At 58.6% G+C, this 21565-nt stretch carries 19 protein-coding genes; 1 reads left to right on the top strand and 18 read right to left on the bottom strand.

The annotated features are described in order from the left end of the window. The 18 genes from tilS to rpsB form a co-directional block, all read right to left on the bottom strand. Positions 1 to 932, bottom strand: a 932-nt coding sequence (tilS, locus tag PMI29_RS10830) for a tRNA lysidine(34) synthetase TilS (protein ID WP_008000017.1), incomplete at its 3' end; no start/stop codon positions are given. 133 nt (positions 933 to 1065) lie between these two features. After that, positions 1066 to 2013 carry an acetyl-CoA carboxylase carboxyltransferase subunit alpha gene (locus PMI29_RS10825; protein ID WP_007990250.1) on the bottom strand — a complete coding sequence of 316 codons (948 nt, stop codon included), beginning with the start codon at positions 2011 to 2013 and terminating at the stop codon, positions 1066 to 1068. 139 nt (positions 2014 to 2152) lie between these two features. Then, positions 2153 to 5674 carry a DNA polymerase III subunit alpha gene (dnaE, locus tag PMI29_RS10820; RefSeq protein ID WP_008000020.1) on the bottom strand — a complete coding sequence of 1174 codons (3522 nt, stop codon included), beginning with the start codon at positions 5672 to 5674 and terminating at the stop codon, positions 2153 to 2155. A gap of 76 nt (positions 5675 to 5750) precedes the next feature. Then, positions 5751 to 6377: a ribonuclease HII gene (rnhB, locus tag PMI29_RS10815; protein ID WP_008000022.1), complete on the bottom strand. Its 627-nt coding sequence runs from the start codon at positions 6375 to 6377 to the stop codon at positions 5751 to 5753. Positions 6378 to 6388: 11 nt separating this feature from the next. Then, positions 6389 to 7519: a lipid-A-disaccharide synthase gene (gene lpxB, locus PMI29_RS10810; RefSeq protein ID WP_008000024.1), complete on the bottom strand. Its 1131-nt coding sequence runs from the start codon at positions 7517 to 7519 to the stop codon at positions 6389 to 6391. A 2-nt stretch (positions 7520 to 7521) separates the two neighbouring features. After that, the gene (gene lpxA, locus PMI29_RS10805) at positions 7522 to 8298 is read right to left on the bottom strand and encodes an acyl-ACP--UDP-N-acetylglucosamine O-acyltransferase (protein ID WP_008000026.1); all 777 of its coding nucleotides are present in this window, start codon (positions 8296 to 8298) and stop codon (positions 7522 to 7524) included. After that, entirely contained in the window at positions 8295 to 8735 is a 441-nt protein-coding gene (gene fabZ / locus PMI29_RS10800; RefSeq protein WP_007978374.1) for a 3-hydroxyacyl-ACP dehydratase FabZ, read from the bottom strand. The genes lpxA and fabZ overlap by 4 nt, the downstream gene beginning before the upstream one ends. 108 nt (positions 8736 to 8843) lie before the next feature. Then, entirely contained in the window at positions 8844 to 9899 is a 1056-nt protein-coding gene (gene lpxD / locus PMI29_RS10795) for a UDP-3-O-(3-hydroxymyristoyl)glucosamine N-acyltransferase (protein WP_008000029.1), read from the bottom strand. A 3-nt stretch (positions 9900 to 9902) separates the two neighbouring features. After that, on the bottom strand, positions 9903 to 10406 hold the full coding sequence (locus PMI29_RS10790) for an OmpH family outer membrane protein (protein WP_008000031.1): 504 nt from the start codon (positions 10404 to 10406) through the stop codon (positions 9903 to 9905). Positions 10407 to 10451: 45 nt separating this feature from the next. Next, a complete protein-coding gene (bamA, locus tag PMI29_RS10785) occupies positions 10452 to 12842 on the bottom strand; it encodes an outer membrane protein assembly factor BamA (protein ID WP_008000032.1) in 2391 nt (796 codons plus the stop codon). A gap of 74 nt (positions 12843 to 12916) precedes the next feature. Then, positions 12917 to 14269, bottom strand: coding sequence for a sigma E protease regulator RseP (rseP, locus tag PMI29_RS10780; RefSeq protein WP_008000034.1), 1353 nt, complete (start codon positions 14267 to 14269; stop codon positions 12917 to 12919). A gap of 53 nt (positions 14270 to 14322) precedes the next feature. Then, positions 14323 to 15513: a 1-deoxy-D-xylulose-5-phosphate reductoisomerase gene (gene ispC, locus PMI29_RS10775; RefSeq protein WP_008000035.1), complete on the bottom strand. Its 1191-nt coding sequence runs from the start codon at positions 15511 to 15513 to the stop codon at positions 14323 to 14325. Continuing rightward, a complete protein-coding gene (locus PMI29_RS10770; RefSeq protein WP_008000037.1) occupies positions 15510 to 16316 on the bottom strand; it encodes a phosphatidate cytidylyltransferase in 807 nt (268 codons plus the stop codon). Before PMI29_RS10770 ends, ispC begins: the two co-directional genes overlap by 4 nt. After that, complete coding sequence (gene uppS / locus PMI29_RS10765; RefSeq protein WP_008000039.1) at positions 16316 to 17071, bottom strand: polyprenyl diphosphate synthase; 756 nt, start codon at positions 17069 to 17071, stop codon at positions 16316 to 16318. The genes PMI29_RS10770 and uppS overlap by 1 nt, the downstream gene beginning before the upstream one ends. A 13-nt stretch (positions 17072 to 17084) precedes the next feature. Further along, a complete protein-coding gene (frr, locus tag PMI29_RS10760; protein WP_008000041.1) occupies positions 17085 to 17642 on the bottom strand; it encodes a ribosome recycling factor in 558 nt (185 codons plus the stop codon). Then, positions 17639 to 18382, bottom strand: coding sequence for a UMP kinase (pyrH, locus tag PMI29_RS10755; RefSeq protein ID WP_008000043.1), 744 nt, complete (start codon positions 18380 to 18382; stop codon positions 17639 to 17641). Before pyrH ends, frr begins: the two co-directional genes overlap by 4 nt. A gap of 210 nt (positions 18383 to 18592) precedes the next feature. Further along, positions 18593 to 19456: a translation elongation factor Ts gene (gene tsf, locus PMI29_RS10750; protein ID WP_008000045.1), complete on the bottom strand. Its 864-nt coding sequence runs from the start codon at positions 19454 to 19456 to the stop codon at positions 18593 to 18595. Positions 19457 to 19646: 190 nt separating this feature from the next. After that, complete coding sequence (rpsB, locus tag PMI29_RS10745; RefSeq protein WP_008000047.1) at positions 19647 to 20384, bottom strand: 30S ribosomal protein S2; 738 nt, start codon at positions 20382 to 20384, stop codon at positions 19647 to 19649. A gap of 371 nt (positions 20385 to 20755) precedes the next feature. Between rpsB and map the strand changes: the two genes are divergently transcribed. Beyond that, the gene (map, locus tag PMI29_RS10740) at positions 20756 to 21538 is read left to right on the top strand and encodes a type I methionyl aminopeptidase (protein ID WP_008000050.1); all 783 of its coding nucleotides are present in this window, start codon (positions 20756 to 20758) and stop codon (positions 21536 to 21538) included. Positions 21539 to 21565 lie beyond the last annotated feature (27 nt).

Below are 21565 nucleotides of genomic sequence, written 5' to 3' on the forward strand. Positions count from 1 at the left end.
TCGGCCAGCCGCCATACCGGGCAGGCATCGCCGGTGGCGTCGCGCAAATCCGCCCAACCCGACCAATGGTCAGTGTCCGGCAGGCGGGTCAGCGACTCGAGCCAATGACTCAAGGCATTGCGCTGCCGGGCATCAGAGAGTTGCGCAAGCGGCGCCAGTTCAAGGGACCGCAACCCCAGCCAGTCGAATTCACTGCCGGAGCTGGCGTTACGCAAATCCATGTCTGCCAGCTCTTCGAGCAACCCCTGCGCTTCAGCCAAATGCGCCGCGCTGCGAGCCATGGTCGCCACCGCTTGAGGCCAGCGCTGAGCTAGCACGGGCAAGACTTGATGGCGCAGGTAATTGCGCGAGTACTGCCGATCTTCGTTTGAAGGATCTTCGATCCAGCTCAAGCCATGCTCGTTGGCATAGGCCTCCAGTTCAGCCCGCGTGACGTCGAGCAATGGCCGCAGCAGATGGCCCTTGCCCAACGGGCGCTGACGCGGCATACCCGACAGCCCGCGTACGCCGGCGCCACGCAACAAACGAAACAGCAGGGTTTCCGCCTGATCGTCGCGGTGCTGGGCTGTCAGCAGCACGTCACCGGACCTGGTCACTTCGGTGAACGCGTGATAACGCGCGTCCCGCGCCGCACGCTCCAGACTGGCACCGGGCTGCACCTGCACCCGAACGATCTGCAACGGGACGCCCAGCGCAGCGCACACAGAACGACAATGTTCCGGCCACGCATCGGCCACAGCCTGAAGGCCGTGATGAACATGGATGGCGCTCAGCGCCGGCAGGGATTCGGTTGTTGCGAGATGTGCGAGGAGGTGCAGCAGGACGGTGGAGTCCAGGCCGCCGGAGAAGGCGATGTGCCAAATCGGAGCGTTACGCCACGGTTTCAGATTCAGCAAAAGCCTGGAAGGCAAGTCAATCGCGGGCCGATCCATATCTTTCCCTTTGCACAAATCAAATGTGGGAGCGGGCTTGCTCGCGAAAGCGGCCTAACATTCAACACATTCGTCGACTGTTATACCCTCATCGCGAGCAAGCTCGCTCCCACATGGGCACTGCGTGTTCGGCTTAGAGACCGTAGCTCATCAGACGCTCATAACGACGGGCCAGCAGCGCGTCGTTATCGAACTTCTTCAGCATCGCCAGTTGCGAGCTCAGCTCGGCGCGGATCGATGCAGCGGCAGCGGCCGGGTCACGGTGCGCGCCGCCCAGTGGCTCGCCAATCACCTTGTCCACGATGCCCAGCCCCTTGAGGCGCTCGGCGGTGATGCCCATCGCCTCTGCGGCATCCGGTGCTTTCTCGGCAGTTTTCCACAGAATCGAAGCGCAACCTTCCGGCGAGATCACCGCGTAGGTCGAGTATTGCAGCATGTTCAACTGGTCGCAGACACCGATCGCCAGTGCACCACCGGAACCACCCTCACCGATCACGGTGGCGATGATTGGGGTTTTCAGGCGGGCCATGACTCGCAGGTTCCAGGCAATCGCTTCGCTCTGGTTACGCTCCTCGGCGTCGATGCCTGGGTAAGCGCCCGGGGTGTCGATGAAGGTCAGGATCGGCATTTTGAAACGTTCGGCCATTTCCATCAGGCGGCAAGCCTTGCGGTAGCCTTCAGGACGCGGCATGCCGAAGTTGCGGCGAACCTTCTCGCGCACTTCACGGCCCTTCTGGTGACCGATGATCATCACCGGCTGGTCGTCCAGACGGGCAATACCGCCAACGATCGCAGCGTCGTCGGAGAAGTGACGATCACCGTGCAACTCGTCGAACTCGGTGAAGATGTGTTCGATGTAGTCCAGGGTATACGGACGTTTCGGGTGACGCGCCAGACGTGCGATCTGCCAGCTGGTCAGCTTGCCGAAAATGTCTTCGGTCAGCGTTTTGCTCTTGTCCTGCAGGCGGGAGATCTCATCGCCGATATTCAGCGAATTGTCATTACCGACCAAGCGCAACTCTTCGATCTTGGCTTGCAGGTCGGCGATCGGCTGTTCGAAATCTAGAAAATTCGGGTTCATAGGCGTCCGTCTTGGGTCGAGTCCCAAGGGATCTTGGGCCGGCCGGTTGTCTATTCGCGCCCTACCTTAAGGGACAGGCGCGTTGAGGTCGAGATTAAAAATTCAGGTTGCGGGCAGGCGTTCTGATATCACCTGCCGGTCAACGGTATTGGAGGAAGACGTTGTCTCGCCCGAACTGGTCACGCAGGGCTTGAATCAACGCATCCGCCGGATCGATCCGCCAGCCTTCGCCGAACTGCAACATGGCCTTCGCATCGGGGCTGGTGTAGTCCATGGTGATCGGGCACGCACCGCGGTGACGCTTCAACAGCTCACCCAGCCAGCGTAGCTGATCGCCCTTGAGGTCCTTGGCGTGCAACTTCAGGCGCAGGCTTTCGGCCAGGTTGGTGCGCGCATCTTCCATGCTCATCACCCGCTTGACCCGCAACTTCAGGCCACCGGAGAAGTCGTCATTGCTGACCTCACCCTCGACCACCACCATCGCATCGGTCTGCAACAGTGACTGCGCAGAATGGAACGCCTCGGAAAACAGCGAGGCCTCGATCCGTCCAGAGCGGTCGTCGAGGGTGATGAACCCCATCTTGTCGCCTTTTTTGTTCTTCATCACCCGCAAGGCGATGATCATGCCGGCGACGGTCTGGGTATCGCGCGCCGGTTTCAGATCGATGATGCGCTGGCGGGCGAACCGGCGGATTTCACCCTCATATTCGTCAATCGGGTGACCGGTCAGGTACAGGCCGAGGGTATCTTTTTCCCCTTTCAGGCGCTCCTTGAGGGTCAGTTCCTTGGCCTTGCGGTGATTGGCGTAGACGTCGGCGTCTTCTTCGACAAACAGACCGCCAAACAGGTCGGAGTGACCACTGTCCTGGGTGCGCGCTGTTTGTTCGGCGGCCTTGATCGCTTCTTCCATGGCCGTCAGCAGCACCGCGCGATTACGGTCGATGTTGGCCTGGTAGGCTTTCTGCTCATCGTGGAAATACGGCCCGAGACGATCCAGGGCACCGCTGCGGATCAAACCGTCGAGGGTGCGCTTGTTGATGCGCTTGAGATCGACCCGGGCACAGAAATCGAACAGATCCTTGAACGGCCCGGCCAGACGCGCTTCGGTGATCGCCTCGACCGGTCCCTCACCCACGCCCTTGATTGCACCCAGGCCGTAAATGATCCGGCCTTCGTCGTTCACCGTGAACTTGAACTCGGAAGTGTTTACGTCCGGCGCGTCGAGACGCAGCTTCATGGTCCGCACTTCTTCGATCAAGGTCACGACCTTGTCGGTGTTGTGCATATCCGCCGAGAGTACCGCGGCCATGAACGGCGCCGGGTAGTGCGTCTTCAGCCACGCAGTCTGATACGACACCAGGCCATAGGCGGCGGAGTGGGACTTGTTGAAGCCGTAACCGGCGAATTTTTCTACCAGGTCGAAGATGTTACCGGCCAGGTCGGCATCGATATTATTGGTGGCGCAACCCTCAATGAAACCGCCGCGCTGCTTGGCCATTTCCTCGGGTTTTTTCTTACCCATTGCTCGACGCAGCATGTCCGCACCACCGAGGGTGTAACCGGCCATGACCTGGGCAATCTGCATCACCTGTTCCTGATACAGGATGATGCCGTAAGTCGGTGCCAGTACGGGCTTGAGGCCTTCGTACTGGTAGTCCGAGTGCGGATACGCCAGCTCGGCGCGACCGTGTTTACGGTTGATGAAGTCGTCCACCATGCCCGATTGCAGCGGGCCCGGACGGAACAGTGCCACCAGTGCGATCAAGTCTTCCAGGCAGTCGGGCTTGAGCTTTTTGATCAGCTCTTTCATGCCGCGGGATTCAAGCTGGAACACTGCCGTGGTTTCGGCTTTTTGCAGCAGGGTATAGGTCGGCTTGTCATCCAGCGGGATGAACGCGATATCCAGCGGCGGCTCGTTGACCTTGGCACGGTCGCGATTGATGGTTTTCAGCGCCCAGTCGATGATCGTCAGGGTCCGCAGGCCGAGGAAGTCGAACTTCACCAGGCCGGCCGCCTCGACGTCGTCCTTGTCGAACTGGGTTACCAGACCGTCACCGGCCTCGTCGCAATAGATCGGCGAAAAGTCGGTCAGCTTGGTCGGTGCGATAACCACACCACCGGCGTGCTTGCCGACGTTACGCACAACGCCTTCGAGCTTGCGCGCCATCTCCCAGATTTCCGCGGCTTCTTCATCGACCTTGATGAAGTCGCGCAGGATTTCCTCCTGCTCGTAGGCCTTTTCCAGAGTCATGCCGACTTCGAACGGAATCATCTTCGACAGGCGATCCGCCAGGCCGTAAGACTTTCCCTGCACCCGCGCCACGTCACGGACCACAGCCTTGGCGGCCATGGAACCGAAGGTGATGATCTGGCTTACCGCATTGCGGCCGTACTTCTCGGCCACGTAGTCGATCACCCGATCACGACCGTCCATGCAGAAGTCGACGTCGAAGTCGGGCATCGACACCCGTTCCGGGTTGAGGAAACGTTCGAACAGCAGGTCGTATTCCAGCGGGTCGAGGTCGGTGATCTTCTGCACATAGGCCACCAGCGACCCGGCACCCGACCCACGGCCAGGGCCTACCGGCACGCCGTTGTTCTTGGCCCACTGGATAAAGTCCATCACGATCAGGAAGTAACCGGGGAACCCCATCTGGATGATGATATCCAGCTCGAAATTCAGCCGGTCGACATAGACCTGACGCTTGGCCTCGTAGTCTTCGGTGGTGTCCTTGGGCAACAGAACTGAAAGCCGTTCTTCCAGACCTTCGAACGACACCTTGCGAAAGTACTCGTCGATGGTCATGCCATCGGGGATGGGGAAGTTAGGCAGGAAGTGCGTGCCGAGCTTCACTTCGATGTTGCAGCGCTTGGCGATCTCGACGGTGTTTTCCAGGGCTTCTGGAATGTCGCTGAACAGCTCGGCCATTTCCGCGGCGCTTTTGAGGTACTGCTGATCGCTGTAATTCTTCGAACGCCGCGGATCGTCGAGGGCACGGCCCTCACCGATGCAAACGCGGGTTTCGTGGGCGGCGAAGTCTTCCTGCTTGATGAAGCGCACATCGTTGGTCGCCACCAGCGGCGCACCGAGTTTCTCGGCCAGGGCCACGGCGCCGTGCAGTTGCTCTTCATCGTTGGGGCGGTTGGTACGCTGGATCTCCAGATAGAAACGATCCGGAAACACTTCCATCCATTCGCGGGCCAGGGTTTCCGCTTCCGCCGGGTTGCCGCTGAGCATGGCCTGGCCGATCTCGCCCTCTTTGGCCGCCGACAACATGATCAGGCCGGCGTTGGCTTCAGCGACCCATTCGCGCTCGATGATGATCGCGCCATTGCGCTGACCATCGATAAAGCCGCGGGAAATCAGCTCGGTGAGGTTGCGATAGCCTTCGGCGTTCATCACCAGCAGGCTGATCCGGCTCAGCGGGTTGTCCGGATCCTTGTTCGACAGCCACAGGTCGGCGCCGCAGATCGGCTTGATCCCGGCACCCATGGCGTTTTTATAGAATTTGACCAGGGAACACATGTTGTTCTGGTCGGTGACCGCTACGGCAGGCATGTTCATGCCGACCAGGGTCTTGACCAGCGGTTTGATCCGCACCAGACCGTCGACCAGGGAGTATTCAGTGTGCAGGCGTAGGTGAACGAATGAAGCCGGCATAGTGATCCTGTCTGAGAACGTAAAGACAACAAGGCCCGGATTGTACCGGGCCTTGAGTAAAACATCAGCCTCGCGACTAACTCTCGAGGAGACCTTCCCGAGCCTCGTAAGCCAGACGCACCGGGGCAAACGAACGCCGATGAATTGGGGTCGGCCCAAGCCGTGCCAGCGCTTCCAGATGAACGGGTGTCGGGTAGCCTTTATGCCCGCCAATGCCGTAACCCGGGTAGATCAATTCGAACGCAGCCATTTCGCGATCGCGGCTGACCTTGGCCAGAATCGATGCGGCGGCGATGGCTGGAACCTTGCTATCGCCCTTGACCACAGCTTCGGAGCGCATCGGCAGTTTCGGGCAACGGTTACCGTCAATCATCGCCAGTTTCGGCTGGATGTGCAGCCCGGCGACCGCACGCTGCATGGCCAACATGGTGGCGTGCAGGATATTCAGTTCGTCGATTTCTTCGACTTCGGCGCGAGCGATGCACCAGCTCAGGGCTTTTTCGCAGATTTCGTCGTAGAGCTTTTCGCGACGGGCCTCGGTGAGTTTCTTCGAGTCGTTCAGACCCAGAATCGGACGATTCGGATCGAGGATCACGGCCGCCGTCACCACCGCACCACAGAGCGGGCCGCGACCGACTTCATCGACGCCGGCAACCAACTCCTCGACTTCAGCGACCAAGGTGAAATCCAGCCCCATCTGCATGTTCGTTTTACTCATTTGTCTTGGCCGATCAGGTTCAGCACGGCATCCGCCGCCTGGTTGGAGGCATCCAGACGCAGGGTCCGGTGAATCTCGTCAAAGCCACGGGTCTGCTCTTCCCCGCCTTCGATCAACGGTGACAACGTCTGGGCCAGCGCTTCGACCGTAGCATCGTCCTGCAACAACTCGGGCACCAACAGACGCTGAGCCAACAAGTTCGGCAACGAAATGTAGGGGCTTTTCACCATGCGTTTGAGAATCCAGAACGTCAGCGGCGCCAGACGGTAAGCGACCACCATCGGCCGCTTGTACAGCAACGCTTCAAGCGTCGCGGTGCCGGAGGCAATCAACACCGCATCGCACGCTGCCAGGGCCAGATGCGACTGTCCGTCGAGCAGGGTCAGCGGCAGATCGCGACCGACCAACAGCTCTTCAAGCTGTGCGCGGCGTTGCGCACTGGCGCAAGGCATGACAAACCGCACACCCGGGCGCAACGCCCGCAGGCGCTGCGCGGTATCGAGAAATAACGCACCGAGCCGGCCAACTTCACCGCCACGACTGCCGGGCATCAGCGCCACCAGCGGCCCGTCGGGCAAACCGAGTTCGGCCCGCGCAGCAGCGCGATCGGCTTCGAGTGGAATGGCATCGGCCAAGGTATGACCGACGAACCGCACCGGCACGCCTTTCTCTTCATAGAATCTGGCTTCGAACGGGAACAGCGTGAGCATCAGGTCGCAGCCTTCGCGAATCTTCAGCACGCGTTTCTGCCGCCAGGCCCAGACCGACGGGCTGACGTAATGCACGGTCTTGATACCGGCCTGACGCAGTTTGAGTTCGATATTGAGGTTAAAGTCCGGCGCATCGATGCCGATGAACACGTCGGGCTTCGCGGCGATCAGGTCGGCGACCAGTTTTTTGCGCCGCGCCAGCAACTCGCGCAGGCGGCCCAGGACTTCCACCAGTCCCATCACCGACAGACGCTCCATCGGGAAGTACGGGGTCAGACCCTCGGCCTGCATCAGCGGACCGCCAACACCAATGAACTCGACGGCCGGATGACGAGCCTTGAGCGCGCGCATGAGGCCCGCGCCCAGAATGTCACCGGAAGCCTCACCCGCTACCAGCGCAATACGCAGATTGGCCATGATCAGCGGGTGATGCCGCGAGTCGAAGACTGGATGGAGTCACGGAATACCGCCACTTCCGGATACTGGGCCGACGGCTCGGCCAGTTCGGCGAGCGCCTGCTCCACGGTCAGGCCCTGGCGATAAACCACCTTGTAGGCACGGCGCAGCGCGTGGATCGCATCTTCGCTGAAGCCCCGACGGCGCATGCCCTCGAAGTTCATGCTACGGGCCTCGGCAGGGTTGCCGAACACCGTAACGTACGCGGGAACATCCTTGCCGATCGCCGTACCCATGCCTGAAAAGCTGTGGGCACCAATGTGGCAATACTGGTGGACCAGGGTAAAACCGGAGAGGATTGCCCAGTCTTCCACATGCACATGGCCCGCCAGTGCGGTGTTGTTCACCAGGATGCAGTGGTTGCCGATAACGCTGTCGTGGCCGATGTGGGCATAGGCCATGATCAGATTGTGATCGCCCAGGGTCGTTTCCGAACGATCCTGGATGGTGCCACGGTGAATCGTCACGCCTTCACGGATGACGTTGTGATCACCGATCACCAGGCGGGTTTCCTCGCCCTTGTACTTCAGGTCAGGTGTGTCTTCACCCACCGAGGAAAACTGGTAGATGCGATTGTGCTTACCGATTCGGGTCGGGCCCTTGAGGATTACGTGTGGCCCGATGACTGTCCCCTCGTCGATTTCCACACCTGCGCCGACGATCGACCACGGGCCGACCTCGACGCCGTCAGCCAGAACGGCTGTCGGATCGATGATTGCACGAGGGTCAATCAAACTCATAGCTTGCGTTCCGCACAGATGATCTCAGCCGAGCAAACAGGCTTGCCATCGACCGAAGCCTGGCATTCGAACTTCCAGATCTGACGCTTGCAGCTGATGAACTTGGCTTCAAGGATCAACTGATCGCCCGGCAGAACCGGCTGGCGGAAACGCAGCTTGTCGGAACCGACGAAGTAATAGAGGGTGCCGTCGGCCGGTTTCACGTCGAGCATTTTGAAACCAAGGATCCCGGCAGCCTGAGCCATTGCCTCGATGATCAATACGCCCGGCATGATCGGATGCGCAGGGAAGTGACCATTGAAGAACGGTTCGTTGATGCTGACATTCTTGTAGGCGCGAATGCGCTTGCCTTCAACATCCAGCTCCACTACCCGGTCCACCAGCAGGAACGGGTAACGGTGAGGCAGGTATTCGCGAATCTCGTTGATGTCCATCATTTCGGGGGGAAGCCTATGTAAAGATTGGGAGCGCGCGACTGACGCACACTCCACTAGCAAATCAAGGAGGCAGTCTAGCGGCTGTGCACACTTGATATGGAAATGGTATCAGCCATCTGATGAAGCATTACCGTCAGGGGTCACTTCCCCTACACGCTTTTCCAGCTGTCGCAGGCGCCGCGCGATGTCATCGAGCTGACGGATGCGAGCCGCGCTTTTGCGCCATTCGGCTGCTGGCTGCATTGCCGTACCGGAAGAATAGGAACCCTTTTCGGTAATCGAGTGGGTCACCATGGTCATCCCGGTGATGAAAACGTTGTCGCAAATTTCGATATGCCCCACCAGCCCTACACCGCCAGCGAGCATGCAATGCTTGCCGATTTTGGTGCTGCCGGAGATCCCGACACAGGCGGCCATAGCGGTGTGATCACCGACCTGAACGTTGTGGGCGATCTGGATCTGGTTGTCGAGCTTCACACCATTACCGAGAACGGTATCGGCCAATGCGCCGCGGTCGATAGCGGTATTCACGCCAATCTCCACATCGTCACCGACCAACACACCACCGATCTGGGCAATTTTCTGCCAGACACCTTTCTCGTTGGCAAAACCGAAACCTTCGCCGCCGAGCACGGCACCTGACTGAATGACCACACGCTTGCCGATACGCACGTCGTGGTACAGCGTGACCCGCGGGGCCAGCCAGCCGCCTTCGCCAATTTCGCAACGGGCACCGATGAAGCAATGCGCACCGATGGTCACGCCAGCAGCAATACGTGCCGCGCTTTCGATCACCGCAAAGGCACCAATACTCGCAGCCGGGTCAACCACCGCGTCCTCGGCCACAACGGCTGTCGGATGAATACCGGCAGCCGCTTTCGGCTTTGGATCGAACAGGTGGGAAACGCGCGCGTAGGCCAGATACGGATCAGGCACCACCAGCGCATTACCGCCAAAACCTTCGGCATCAGCGGCCTTCAGCAACAGTGCTGCGGCCTGGCTGTCTGCCAGGTACTTACGGTATTGGGGGTTTGCGAGAAAGCTCAACTGAGCTGGGCCAGCCTCCTGCAAGGTGGCTAGCCCAGTAATTGCTTTCTCGGGGTCGCCACGTAGCGTGGCGCCGAGGAACTCGGCCAACTGGCCGAGCTTAATGGTCACGGTCATGGGTTACTTCAGCTGATTCATGCGCTCGATAACCTGGCGAGTGATGTCGTACTGAGGCTTGACATCAATCACTGCGCCACGCTCGAAGACCAGGTCATAAGCACCTTTCTTGATGACTTCTTCCACAGCGCTGTCCAGTTTCGGCTTGAGCTGCTTCAGCATTTCACGGTCGGCAACGGCTTTGGCTTCGTTCAGCTCCTTGGACTGGAACTGGAAGTCACGGGCCTTTTGCTTGAATTCAAGCTCCAGACGCTCGCGCTCGCCCTGCTGCATTTTGTCGCCACCGGCCATCAGGCGGTCCTGAATGCCCTTGGCGCTGCTTTCCAGAGTCTTGAGCTTGGTCAGCTGAGGACCGAATTTCTTCTCGGCATCCACCGCGTATTTCTTGGCCGCGTCGGACTCCAGCAGAGCCATCTGATAGTTCAGAACAGCAATTTTCATGTCGGCAAATGCCGGACCAGCGACCAGTACGCTGGCCAGGAGAACCAATTGAGTCAACTTACGCACGATGCACTCCTACAAAATTCATTGTCGTTATCTTGGGTCAGACGCTTAGAACGTCTGGCCGAGGGAAAATTGGAACACTTGAGTCTCAGCGTTATCCGGTTCTTTTACTGGCATGGCCAACGCAAAGCTCAGAGGACCCAGCGCGGTGACCCATGTCACACCCACACCGACGGAACTGGCCAGGTTGCTGAGGCTGATATCGTTACACTGCGTATTGGACTTCGACGCAGGGTTGGTATTGGTCGTCTGCTCGCACTTGGAGTCGAATACGTTACCCACATCCCAGAATACCGAGGTACGCAGGGACCGTTGATCCTTGACGAACGGCAGCGGGAACAGAATCTCTGCACCACCTTGAATCAGGACGTTACCACCAAACGGCAGTGGATCCTGATCCGGGTCAGCAAGAGTACCCGGGTTGCCAGTACTGCCTACGCCACGGCTCGGAGTACTGCGAGGCCCCAGAGTGCTGTCCTTGAAGCCACGAACCGAGTTGAAACCACCAGCATAGTAGTTTTCATAGAATGGCAAGCCGTCGGTCGAACCGTAACCGTCGCCATAACCCAATTCGGTGTGCAGGCGCATGGTGTAGTTTTCGCTCAGTGGCTGGAACAACTGGCCACGGTAATCGAGTTTGAAGAACGACAGGTCGCTACCTGGTACGGTGACTTCCGCCGTCAAGCTTTGAGAATGGCCACGGGTCGCCAATACGCCTTTGTTCAGGGTGGATTCGGACCAGCCGGCCGAAGCCTTGAAGTTCAGGTACTGATCGCCTTCACGGTTAACGAAGTCGAAAATCTCGTCGACGGTGTATTGACCGGTCTTGATCTTGTCCTGTTGCGCAGTCAGGCCGAAGGTCAGACGCGAAGTCTCGCTGATCGGGTAACCGACGCTCACGCCAGCACCCATGCTGTCCACGGCATAGCTCGCTACATCGACGTCGAGGTCGTTGTAGTCGGTGGTGCGGTAGAAGGCGTTGTAACCCAGGCTCACGCCATCAGCCGTCCAGTAGGGGTCGACAAAACCAAAATTGTAACGCGTCTGGTATTGGCTTTTGGTCAAGCCGATGCTGACCTTGTTACCGGTACCCAGGAAGTTGTTCTGGGTAATCGAACCACCGAGGATCAGGCCGGCACTCTGGGCGAAACCGACGCTGGCGGTAATCGAACCGGAGGCTTGCTCTTCAACGCTGTAGTTGACATCTACCTGGTCATCGACACCCGGCACGGCCGGGGTCTCAACGTTGACTTCCTTGAAGAAGCCCAGACGCTCCAGACGGGTCTTGGATTGGTCGATCAGGTAGGTCGAAGCCCAGCCGCCTTCCATCTGACGCATTTCACGACGCAGCACTTCGTCTTCAGACTTGGTGTTGCCACGGAAGTTGATGCGGTTCACGTAAGCACGCTTGCCCGGATCGACCGCGAACAGGATGTCTACGGTGTGATCTTCATCGTGCGGTTGAGGCACGCCGTTGACGTTGGCGAAGGTATAACCTTCGTTACCCAGACGACGGGTGATCAGTTCGGAGGTGGTGGTCATCAGTTTGCGCGAGAACACCTGGCCTTTTTGCACGAGCAGCAGGGATTTGACCTGATCCTCAGGGACTTTCAGGTCGCCGCTGAGCTTGACGTCACGAACGGTGTATTTCTCGCCTTCGTTGACGTTGACCGTGATGTAGACGTGCTTCTTGTCCGGGGTAATGGAAACCTGGGTCGAAGCGATATCCATGTTGATGTAGCCACGGTCCAGGTAGTAGGAACGCAGGCGCTCCAGGTCACCGGACAGCTTTTCACGGGCGTACTTGTCGTCGTTCTTGAAGAACGACAACCAGTTGGTGGTCTTGAGTTCGAACAGGTCGATCAGGTCTTCATCGGGGAAAACCGTGTTGCCCACCACGTTGATGTGCTGGATGGCCGCAACGGTACCTTCGTTGATGTTGACCTTCAGGCCGACGCGGTTACGCGGCTGCGGCACCACTTCGGTGTCGACGGTAGCCGAGTAGCGACCCTGGGCGACGTACTGGCGCTGCAGTTCGTTACGCACACCTTCAAGGGTGGCACGCTGGAAGATCTCGCCTTCGGCCAGACCGGACTGTTTGAGGCCTTTCATCAGGTCTTCGGTAGAGATCGCCTTGTTGCCTTCGATCTCGATACTGGCGACCGACGGGCGCTCGACTACAGTGATGACCAGGACGTTGCCATCGCGGCCCAGCTGGATATCTTGAAAGAAACCGGTTTTGAACAACGCACGAGTGGATTCTACCAGGCGACGATCATCCGCCTGTTCACCGACGTTCAACGGCAAAGCACCAAAGACGCTACCCGCGGAGACCCGCTGGAGGCCATTGACGCGAATATCAGAGATAGTGAAGGACTCGGCGTGAACTTCGGCGATCATCAATACGGTGAGAACCGCAGTTAGCAGCAGACGTTTCATGAAGTCCTTTCTTATTCCAACTGGCAATAAACAAACTGCCGCAAAATGCGGCAGATTCGCAATTCAGCGAAGCGTTACAGTCGACCCAGATCATTGACCAGAGCAAGCAACATCACCCCGATCACCAAACTGATACCGATCTGTATCCCCCAACCTTGCACCCGATCTGACAAGGGACGACCACGCGCCCACTCGATCAGATAAAACAACAAATGCCCCCCATCCAGTACCGGAATGGGCAACAAATTCAGAACACCCAGGCTAATACTCAGATAAGCAAGGAAATTCAGGAAATCAGCGACACCCGACTGGGCCGAAGCGCCCGCCACTTTAGCAATGGTTATCGGTCCACTCAAGTTTTTTACCGAGAGCTCACCGAACAACATTTTCTTCAGTGAATCGAGGGTCAGCACGCTCATGGTCCAGGTGCGCCGAGCCCCCTCGCCAACCGCTGCCAATGGACCGTAACTGACTTCGCGGATCATCTCCGGCGGCCAATCGACAGCCTTCACCCCTGCCCCCAGGTAACCGCTGGGTGACTTGCTCTCGCCACGAGCGGCCAGCGTCACCGGGACGTCGATTTGAGCACCGTCACGCTCAACCCGCAGCATGATTTTGGTATCAGGATGCATACGGACGGTATCGACCACCTGCTGCCAGTCATCCAGCGTACGACCATCGAGCGCCAGCAACCGGTCACCGGTCTTCAGGCCGGCAGCCTGAGCCGGCCCCTTTGGATCGAGTTCGGCCAGGACCGGCGGCAATGCCGGGCGCCACGGGCGAATGCCCAACGAATGGATAGGGTCGGGCTCATTAGCCCCTTTGAGCCATTTGTCCAGCACAAGCTCACGAGGAGAATCGGCCGTGGAGCCTTGCTCACGCACCATTACCTGCAACGAGCCGCTTTCGCCCAGGCGACGAACCAATTGCAGATTCACCGCCGCCCAGCCGGAAGTCGCCTCACCATCAATGGCCACGATTTCCTGGCCAGGGCTCAATCCCGCCCGGGCCGCAATGCTGCCGGACTCAACAGCCCCGATGACCGGACGTACCTGCTCGCTGCCGAGCATTGCCAATCCCCAGAAGAACACCAATGCCAGCAAGAAGTTGGCTATTGGCCCTGCGGCTACGATGGCAATGCGTTGACGAACGGATTTGCGATTGAAGGCCTGATCGAGCTGAGCGAGTGGTACTTCACCCTCGCGCTCGTCGAGCATTTTGACGTAGCCACCCAACGGGATCGCGGCGACGACGAACTCGGTGCCTTGCTTGTCGTGCCAGCGCAGCAAAGGCATGCCGAAGCCTACGGAGAAGCGCAGCACTTTGACCCCACAGCGACGCGCGACCCAAAAATGGCCGAACTCGTGGAAGGTGACCAGCACACCCAGAGCGACCAGGGTGCCGACAATCATATAGAGCGCGCTCATCTACTTTCTCCGCAATCCTATCCGCTGCTGCCCGGGTCAACTATCCGCAGCATTTACCGCCCGTGACGGCTCAACCATTGTCCGGCCAGCAATCGCGCCTTCGCGTCTGCCGTGAACACTGCCTCGAGATCATCCACCGCCACAACGGGCTCCAGATTCAGTACTTCCTCGATGATACTCGCGATTTCCGGGTAACGAATCCGTTCGTCGAGAAATGCCGCCACCGCCACTTCGTTCGCCGCATTGAGCATCGCCGGCGCGCTGTTACCCGCTTCGGCCGCCTGACGGGCCAGACGCAGGCAAGGGAAACGCTCTTCATCGGGCGCCTGGAAATCCAGCCGTGCAATGGTAAACAGATCCAGCGGTGCCACACCCGAGTCAATCCGCTCCGGCCAGGCCAGGGCATTGGCGATGGGCGTGCGCATGTCCGGATTACCCAACTGCGCCAGGACAGAACCATCGACGTAGTCGACCAGCGAATGGATCACGCTTTGCGGGTGAATCACTACCTCGACCTGGGATGGCCTGGCATCGAACAACCAGCAGGCCTCGATCAACTCAAGCCCCTTGTTCATCATGCTGGCCGAATCAACGGAGATTTTTCGCCCCATGGACCAGTTCGGGTGAGCACATGCCTGATCGGGAGAAACATGCTCCAGTTCCGCTATTGGCGTCTGCCGGAACGGACCGCCGGAAGCCGTCAGCAAAATCCGACGTACACCGACCGCCTCAAGGCCACGGGCATAATCCAGCGGCATGCACTGAAAAATCGCGTTGTGCTCGCTATCGATCGGCAGCAACACCGAACCGCTCTTGCGCACCGCCTGCATGAACAGCGCGCCGGACATGACCAGCGCTTCCTTGTTGGCCAGGAGGATCTTTTTGCCAGCCTCGACCGCCGCCAGTGTCGGACGCAACCCCGCCGCACCGACGATGGCCGCCATGACCGTATCGACTTCCGGATCGGAGGCAACCTGACACAAACCGTCCTCACCCACCAGGACACGGGTCGAAAGACCGGCCGCGCGCAAATCATCCTGCAGGGTGCGGGCAGCAGCGACTTCAGGCACCACAGCAAATCGCGGGACATGGCGCACGCATAACGCCAGCAATTCACTCAAGCGAGTGAAGCCACTCAAGGCAAAGACCTGATAACGATCAGGATGGCGAGCGATGACGTCGAGCGTACTCAGGCCAATCGAGCCGGTCGCACCCAGAACGGTAATCTGTTGCGGGCGGCTCATGGTGCCGCCATCCACAACAGCACGGCAAATACCGGAATCGCTGCCGTCAGGCTGTCGATACGATCCAGCACGCCGCCGTGCCCCGGAAGCAGATTGCTGCTGTCCTTGATCCCGGATTGACGCTTGAACATGCTTTCAGTGAGATCACCCACCACCGAAACGAACACGATCAGTGCGGCACCGATCAGCCCTTTGAGCAACTCGGCCACCGTCCAGTCACGCACCAGAGCAACGATTGCGGTAATCACCAGACTCAGCGCCAGACCACCGTACACGCCTTCCCAGCTTTTGCCCGGACTGACCTGCGGTGCGAGCTTGCGCTTGCCGAAAGCACGACCAGAGAAGTAGGCGCCAACATCGGCGCCCCAGACCAAAACCATCACCGCCATGATCAGCCAGTTACCCAGCGGGTATTGTTTGATCTGCACCAGACCTTGCCAGGCCGGCAGGAGAATCAACAGGCCGATCACCAACTTGGCCGCTGCATTGGACCAATGCTCGCCCGAACGCGGATAGGTCAGCACCAGATACGTCGCCACCGCCCACCACAGCACCGAAGCGCCCAACACCCAGGGCGCGAGGCCGGGCAGGATGTACATGAGGAACAGCATAAAAGCGACCACAGCGGCATAGCCGACGCGGAACGCTTGACCGGCGAAACCCGCCAGACGCGACCACTCCCAGGCACCAAGGGTTACCACCAACCCGATGAACAGTGCAAAACCGGAACCTTCAAGCAGGAAAAACCCGCACAGGGCAATCGGTAGCAGGATCAGTGCAGTGATGATTCGTTGTTTAAGCATTAAACCCGGGCTCCAGCCTCTACCTGCTCGCTCGTTTTACCGAAGCGGCGCTGGCGGGAAGCGAAATCGGCCAGCGCATTGCGCATGGCATCGTGTTTGAAGTCCGGCCAGAACAGGTCGGAGAAATACAACTCGGCATAGGCCAGCTGCCAGAGCAGGAAGTTGCTGATGCGGTGCTCGCCACCGGTACGGATACACAGGTCCGGCAGGGGCAGGTCGCCCGTGACCAGGCAGGTCTGCAGCAGATCAGGCGTGATGTCTTCCGGACGCAAGTGTCCGGCCTGAACCTCTCGCGCCAGTCGTTGCGCAGCTTGCGCGATATCCCACTGACCGCCGTAATTGGCGGCGATCTGCAGGATCAAACGATTGGCACCAGCCGTCATGGCCTCGGCTTCACGCATGGCAGCCTGCAGCTCGGGATGAAAACGCGAGCGGTCACCGATGATGCGCAGGCTGATGTTGTTGTCGTTGAGGCGCTTGGCCTCACGACGCAGCGCCCTGAAGAACAGCTCCATCAAGGCGCTGACCTCATCGGCCGGACGCTGCCAGTTCTCGCTGGAAAAGGCGAACAAGGTCAGCACTTCGACCTTGGCCTCGGCACAAACCTCAATGACCGCACGTACTGCATCCACGCCCGCTTTATGCCCGGCGACACCCGGCATAAAGCGCTTTTTCGCCCAACGATTGTTACCATCCATGATGATCGCGACATGGCGCGGCACCGCGGGCGGTGCAGTCTGCTTTGTCTTATCCATGAAAACGCGACTCTTATACGGCCATCAGGTCTTTTTCTTTCTGCGCCAGATCCGCGTCGATTTTAGCCACGAACTTCTTGGTCAAATCGTCGATCTCGCCAGTCGCACGACGCTCTTCGTCTTCGCTGATCTCTTTTTCCTTGACCAGATCCTTGAGCTGGCTGTTGGCATCACGACGGATGTTGCGCACGGCAACACGGGCATCTTCAGCCACGTCACGCGCCTGCTTGGTGAAGCCCTTACGGGTTTCTTCGGTCAGGGCAGGCATAGAGATCAACAGCAGCTCGCCGAGGTTGGTCGGGTTCAGGTTCAGACCCGCGCTACCGATCGCCTTGTCGACGGCACCCAGCATGTTGCGTTCGAAAGCAACGACTTGCAGGGTACGGGCATCTTTGACGGTGATGTTGGCCACTTGCTTGATCGGGGTGTCGGAGCCGTAGTACGGCACCATCACGCCTTCCAGGATGCTAGGGTGCGCCTGGCCGGTACGAATGCGGCCGAAGTTGTGCGCCAGCGATTCCACGGACTTCTGCATGCGCTCTTGAGCGTCTTTCTTGATTTCGTTGATCATTGTTCGCCTTCCTCGATCAGGGTTCCTTCAGCGCCGCCATGCACGATGTTCAGCAGGGCGCCGGGCTTGTTCATGTTAAATACGCGTAGCGGCATCTTGTGGTCGCGGCACAGGCAAATGGCCGTCAGATCCATCACACCCAGCTTGCGATCCAGCACTTCATCGTAGGTCAGATGATCGAACTTCTCGGCATGCGGGTCTTTGAACGGGTCAGCGGTGTAGACACCGTCGACCTTGGTCGCCTTGAGCACGACATCGGCATCGATTTCGATTGCACGCAGGCAGGCAGCCGAATCCGTCGTAAAGAACGGGTTGCCGGTACCGGCCGCGAAAATCACCACGTCCTTGGAGTTCAAGTGACGCATGGCCTTGCGGCGATCGTAGTGATCGGTCACGCCAACCATGGAAATAGCGGACATCACGATGGCCGAAATGTTGGCGCGCTCAAGGGCGTCGCGCATGGCCAGGGCGTTCATCACAGTGGCCAGCATGCCCATGTGGTCGCCGGTGACCCGGTCCATGCCAGCCTTGCTCAGCGCTTCACCGCGGAACAGGTTGCCACCACCGATAACCAGACCGACCTGAACACCGATGCCGACCAGCTGGCCAACTTCCAATGCCATGCGATCCAGAACTTTCGGGTCGATCCCGAACTCTTCCGAGCCCATCAGGGCCTCGCCGCTAAGCTTGAGTAGAATGCGTTTATAGCGAGCCTGATAACCACTGCCCTGCTGAGCCATTGCGAATCTCTCCTGCGGCGTATTTTAAAAATTCTTTGCGAGCTGTTTACAGCTGGCGCTCACTCTAGCTTGGCGCTGCTTCAGCGCCATCGGAACATGGCTTTGTAAGCCAGTTCCAAAAGGAAACCAATTAAAAATTGGTGCCCCATCTGAAAAGAGGCTGCGCGCGTGAGCGGGCAGCCTCTTCTGGGCGACAGTTAAAAAACCGTCTTATTGCTTGGCGGCAGCCAGCTGGGCAGCAACTTCTTCTGCGAAGTTGTCCACTGGCTTCTCGATGCCTTCGCCTACCTTGAAGTAAGTGAAGGAAACGATTTCAGCGCCGGCTTTCTTGGCCAGAGCACCTACGGTGACTTCCGGATTCATGACGAAAGCTTGCTCGACCAGGCTGGCTTCAGCCAGGAACTTGGTGATACGGCCAGCGATCATCTTCTCGACGATTTCAGCTGGCTTGCCTTTCATCTTGTCTTCGTTCAGGGTCAGGAAAACGCCCTTCTCGCGCTCGATGGCTTCTGGCGAAACCTGCGATGGCAGCAGGAACTCAGGGTTGCTTGCAGCCACGTGCATGGCGATCTCTTTGGCCAGCTGAACATCGCCACCCTTGAGAACAACAGCAACACCGATCTTGTTACCGTGCAGGTAGGTGCCGACAACGTCACCCTCTACGCGCACCAGGCGACGGATGTTGACGTTCTCGCCAACTTTCGCCACCAGGGCTTCACGAGCTGCTTCCTGAGCGGCGATCAGCGGAGCTGCGTCGGTCAGTTTTTCGTCAAAGGCTTTTTCTACGCTGGCAGCAACGAAGTTTTTGAAGTCATCTTGCAGGGCCAGGAAGTCGGTCTGCGAGTTGACTTCCAGCAGCACGGCTGCCTTGTCGTCAGCCTTGATGGCGATTGCGCCTTCAGCGGCAACGTTGCCGGCTTTCTTGGCAGCCTTGATGGCGCCCGAAGCACGCATGTCATCAATGGCTTTCTCGATGTCGCCGCCAGCCTTGGTCAAGGCCTTTTTGCAGTCCATCATGCCTTCGCCAGTACGCTCGCGCAGTTCTTTGACCAACGCTGCAGTAATCTCTGCCATTTCAAAAATCCTCTTGGATAGGTTTTCAACCATTCCACCCGATCGAACGGGCGATCAATTCTTCCCGAACCACCCTTGTTAGCTGCCGCACGTTACAGATAGAGCAGTGGGCGCCGACAAATGGTTTTCGAGGTGGCAAAAAGGGGGCCAAGCCCCCTTTTTGCTTACTGAGTCAACGCCAAGGCGTCAATTACTCAGCTGCTGCTACCGGAGTTTCTTCAACGAATACTTCGGTGCCGCCGGCAACATTGTTGCGACCGCGGATGACAGCGTCAGCCATCGAACCCATGTACAGCTGGATAGCGCGGATTGCGTCATCGTTGCCTGGGATGATGTAGTCAACGCCTTCCGGGCTGCTGTTGGTATCGACTACGCCGATAACCGGGATGCCCAGCTTGTTGGCTTCGGTGATCGCGATGCGCTCGTGATCAACGTCGATGACGAACAGAGCGTCTGGCAGACCGCCCATGTCCTTGATACCACCCAGGGAACGATCCAGCTTTTCCAGGTCACGACTGCGCATCAGCGCTTCTTTCTTGGTCAGCTTGGCGAAAGTACCGTCTTCGGCTTGAACTTCAAGGTCACGCAGACGCTTGATGGAAGCACGGATGGTTTTGAAGTTGGTCAGCATGCCGCCCAACCAGCGGTGATCGACGTACGGCGAACCGCAACGTGCTGCTTCTTCAGCAACGATCTTGCCAGCGGAACGCTTGGTGCCGACGAACAGAATCTTGTTTTTGCCCTGGGCCAGACGCTCTACGAAAGTCAGAGCTTCGTTGAACATTGGCAGGGTTTTTTCAAGGTTGATGATATGGATCTTGTTACGCGCGCCGAAAATGTATTTACCCATTTTCGGGTTCCAGTAACGGGTCTGGTGACCGAAGTGCACACCGGCCTTCAGCATATCGCGCATGTTGACTTGGGACATGATAGTTCCTTAATAAGTCGGGTTTGGCCTCCACGTATCCCAATGACCAACCAGCAGCATCAGCTGAAGGCACCCAGGTCATCGTGTCGACACGTGTGTGGATTTAGGCTTTTCGGGACATCCCCGGAAAGCGGCGCATTTTATACCACAAGGCAGGGCAAAACGGAACCCGGATTCTGAAATCCTGGCGAGCGCTTTGCTCCATCCCTTGGAATCCGCCAAGAATGCACCATTCTATAGAGAGAAGCGATGCACACAGGCGCAGATTTGCCCTGATCGTCTGGTAGAATCGCATTTTTCAGGGCTGCGAAGTTCGATCGCGCAATGCCCTTTCCGTTTAGAAAGCGCCGCCTGGCGCAGAGAGAGCCTGTATGACCGTCACCCTCAAAACCCCCGAGGATATCGCCAAAATGCGTATCGCCGGCAAACTGGCCGCCGATGTGCTGGAAATGATTGCCGAATACGTCAAGCCGGGCGTTACCACCGATCAACTGAACCAGATCTGCCACGACTACATCGTCAACGAGCAGAAGGCCATTCCTGCCCCGCTCAACTACAAGGGCTATCCAAAGTCGATCTGCACGTCGATCAACCATGTGGTCTGCCACGGCATCCCGAACGACAAGCCGCTGAAAGACGGCGACACCCTGAACATCGACGTCACCGTCATCAAGGACGGTTACCACGGCGACACCAGCCGCATGTTCCACGTCGGCAACGTGCCGGTCTGGGCCGAGCGCCTGTCCCAGGTGACCCAGGAATGCATGTACAAGGCGATTGAAATCGTCAAGCCCGGCTGCCGCCTGGGCGACATCGGCGAAATCATCCAGAAGCACGCTGAGAAGAACGGTTTCTCGGTGGTTCGCGAATTCTGCGGCCACGGTATCGGCAAGGTGTTCCACGAAGAGCCGCAGATCCTGCACTACGGCCGCGCTGGCACCGGCATGGAACTCAAGGCCGGCATGACCTTCACCATCGAGCCGATGATCAACCAGGGCAAGGCCGACACCAAGGTACTGGGCGACGGCTGGACCGCGATCACCAAGGACCGCAAGCTCTCGGCACAGTGGGAACACACCCTGCTGGTGACCGAAACCGGTTACGAGATCTTCACCCTGCGCAGCGATGACACCATCCCTCGCGTTTCGGCCTGATCCCGTTACCGTACATCGCCTATAGAA

This window comes from Pseudomonas sp. GM49, from assembly GCF_000282355.1.
GTDB lineage: Bacteria > Pseudomonadota > Gammaproteobacteria > Pseudomonadales > Pseudomonadaceae > Aquipseudomonas.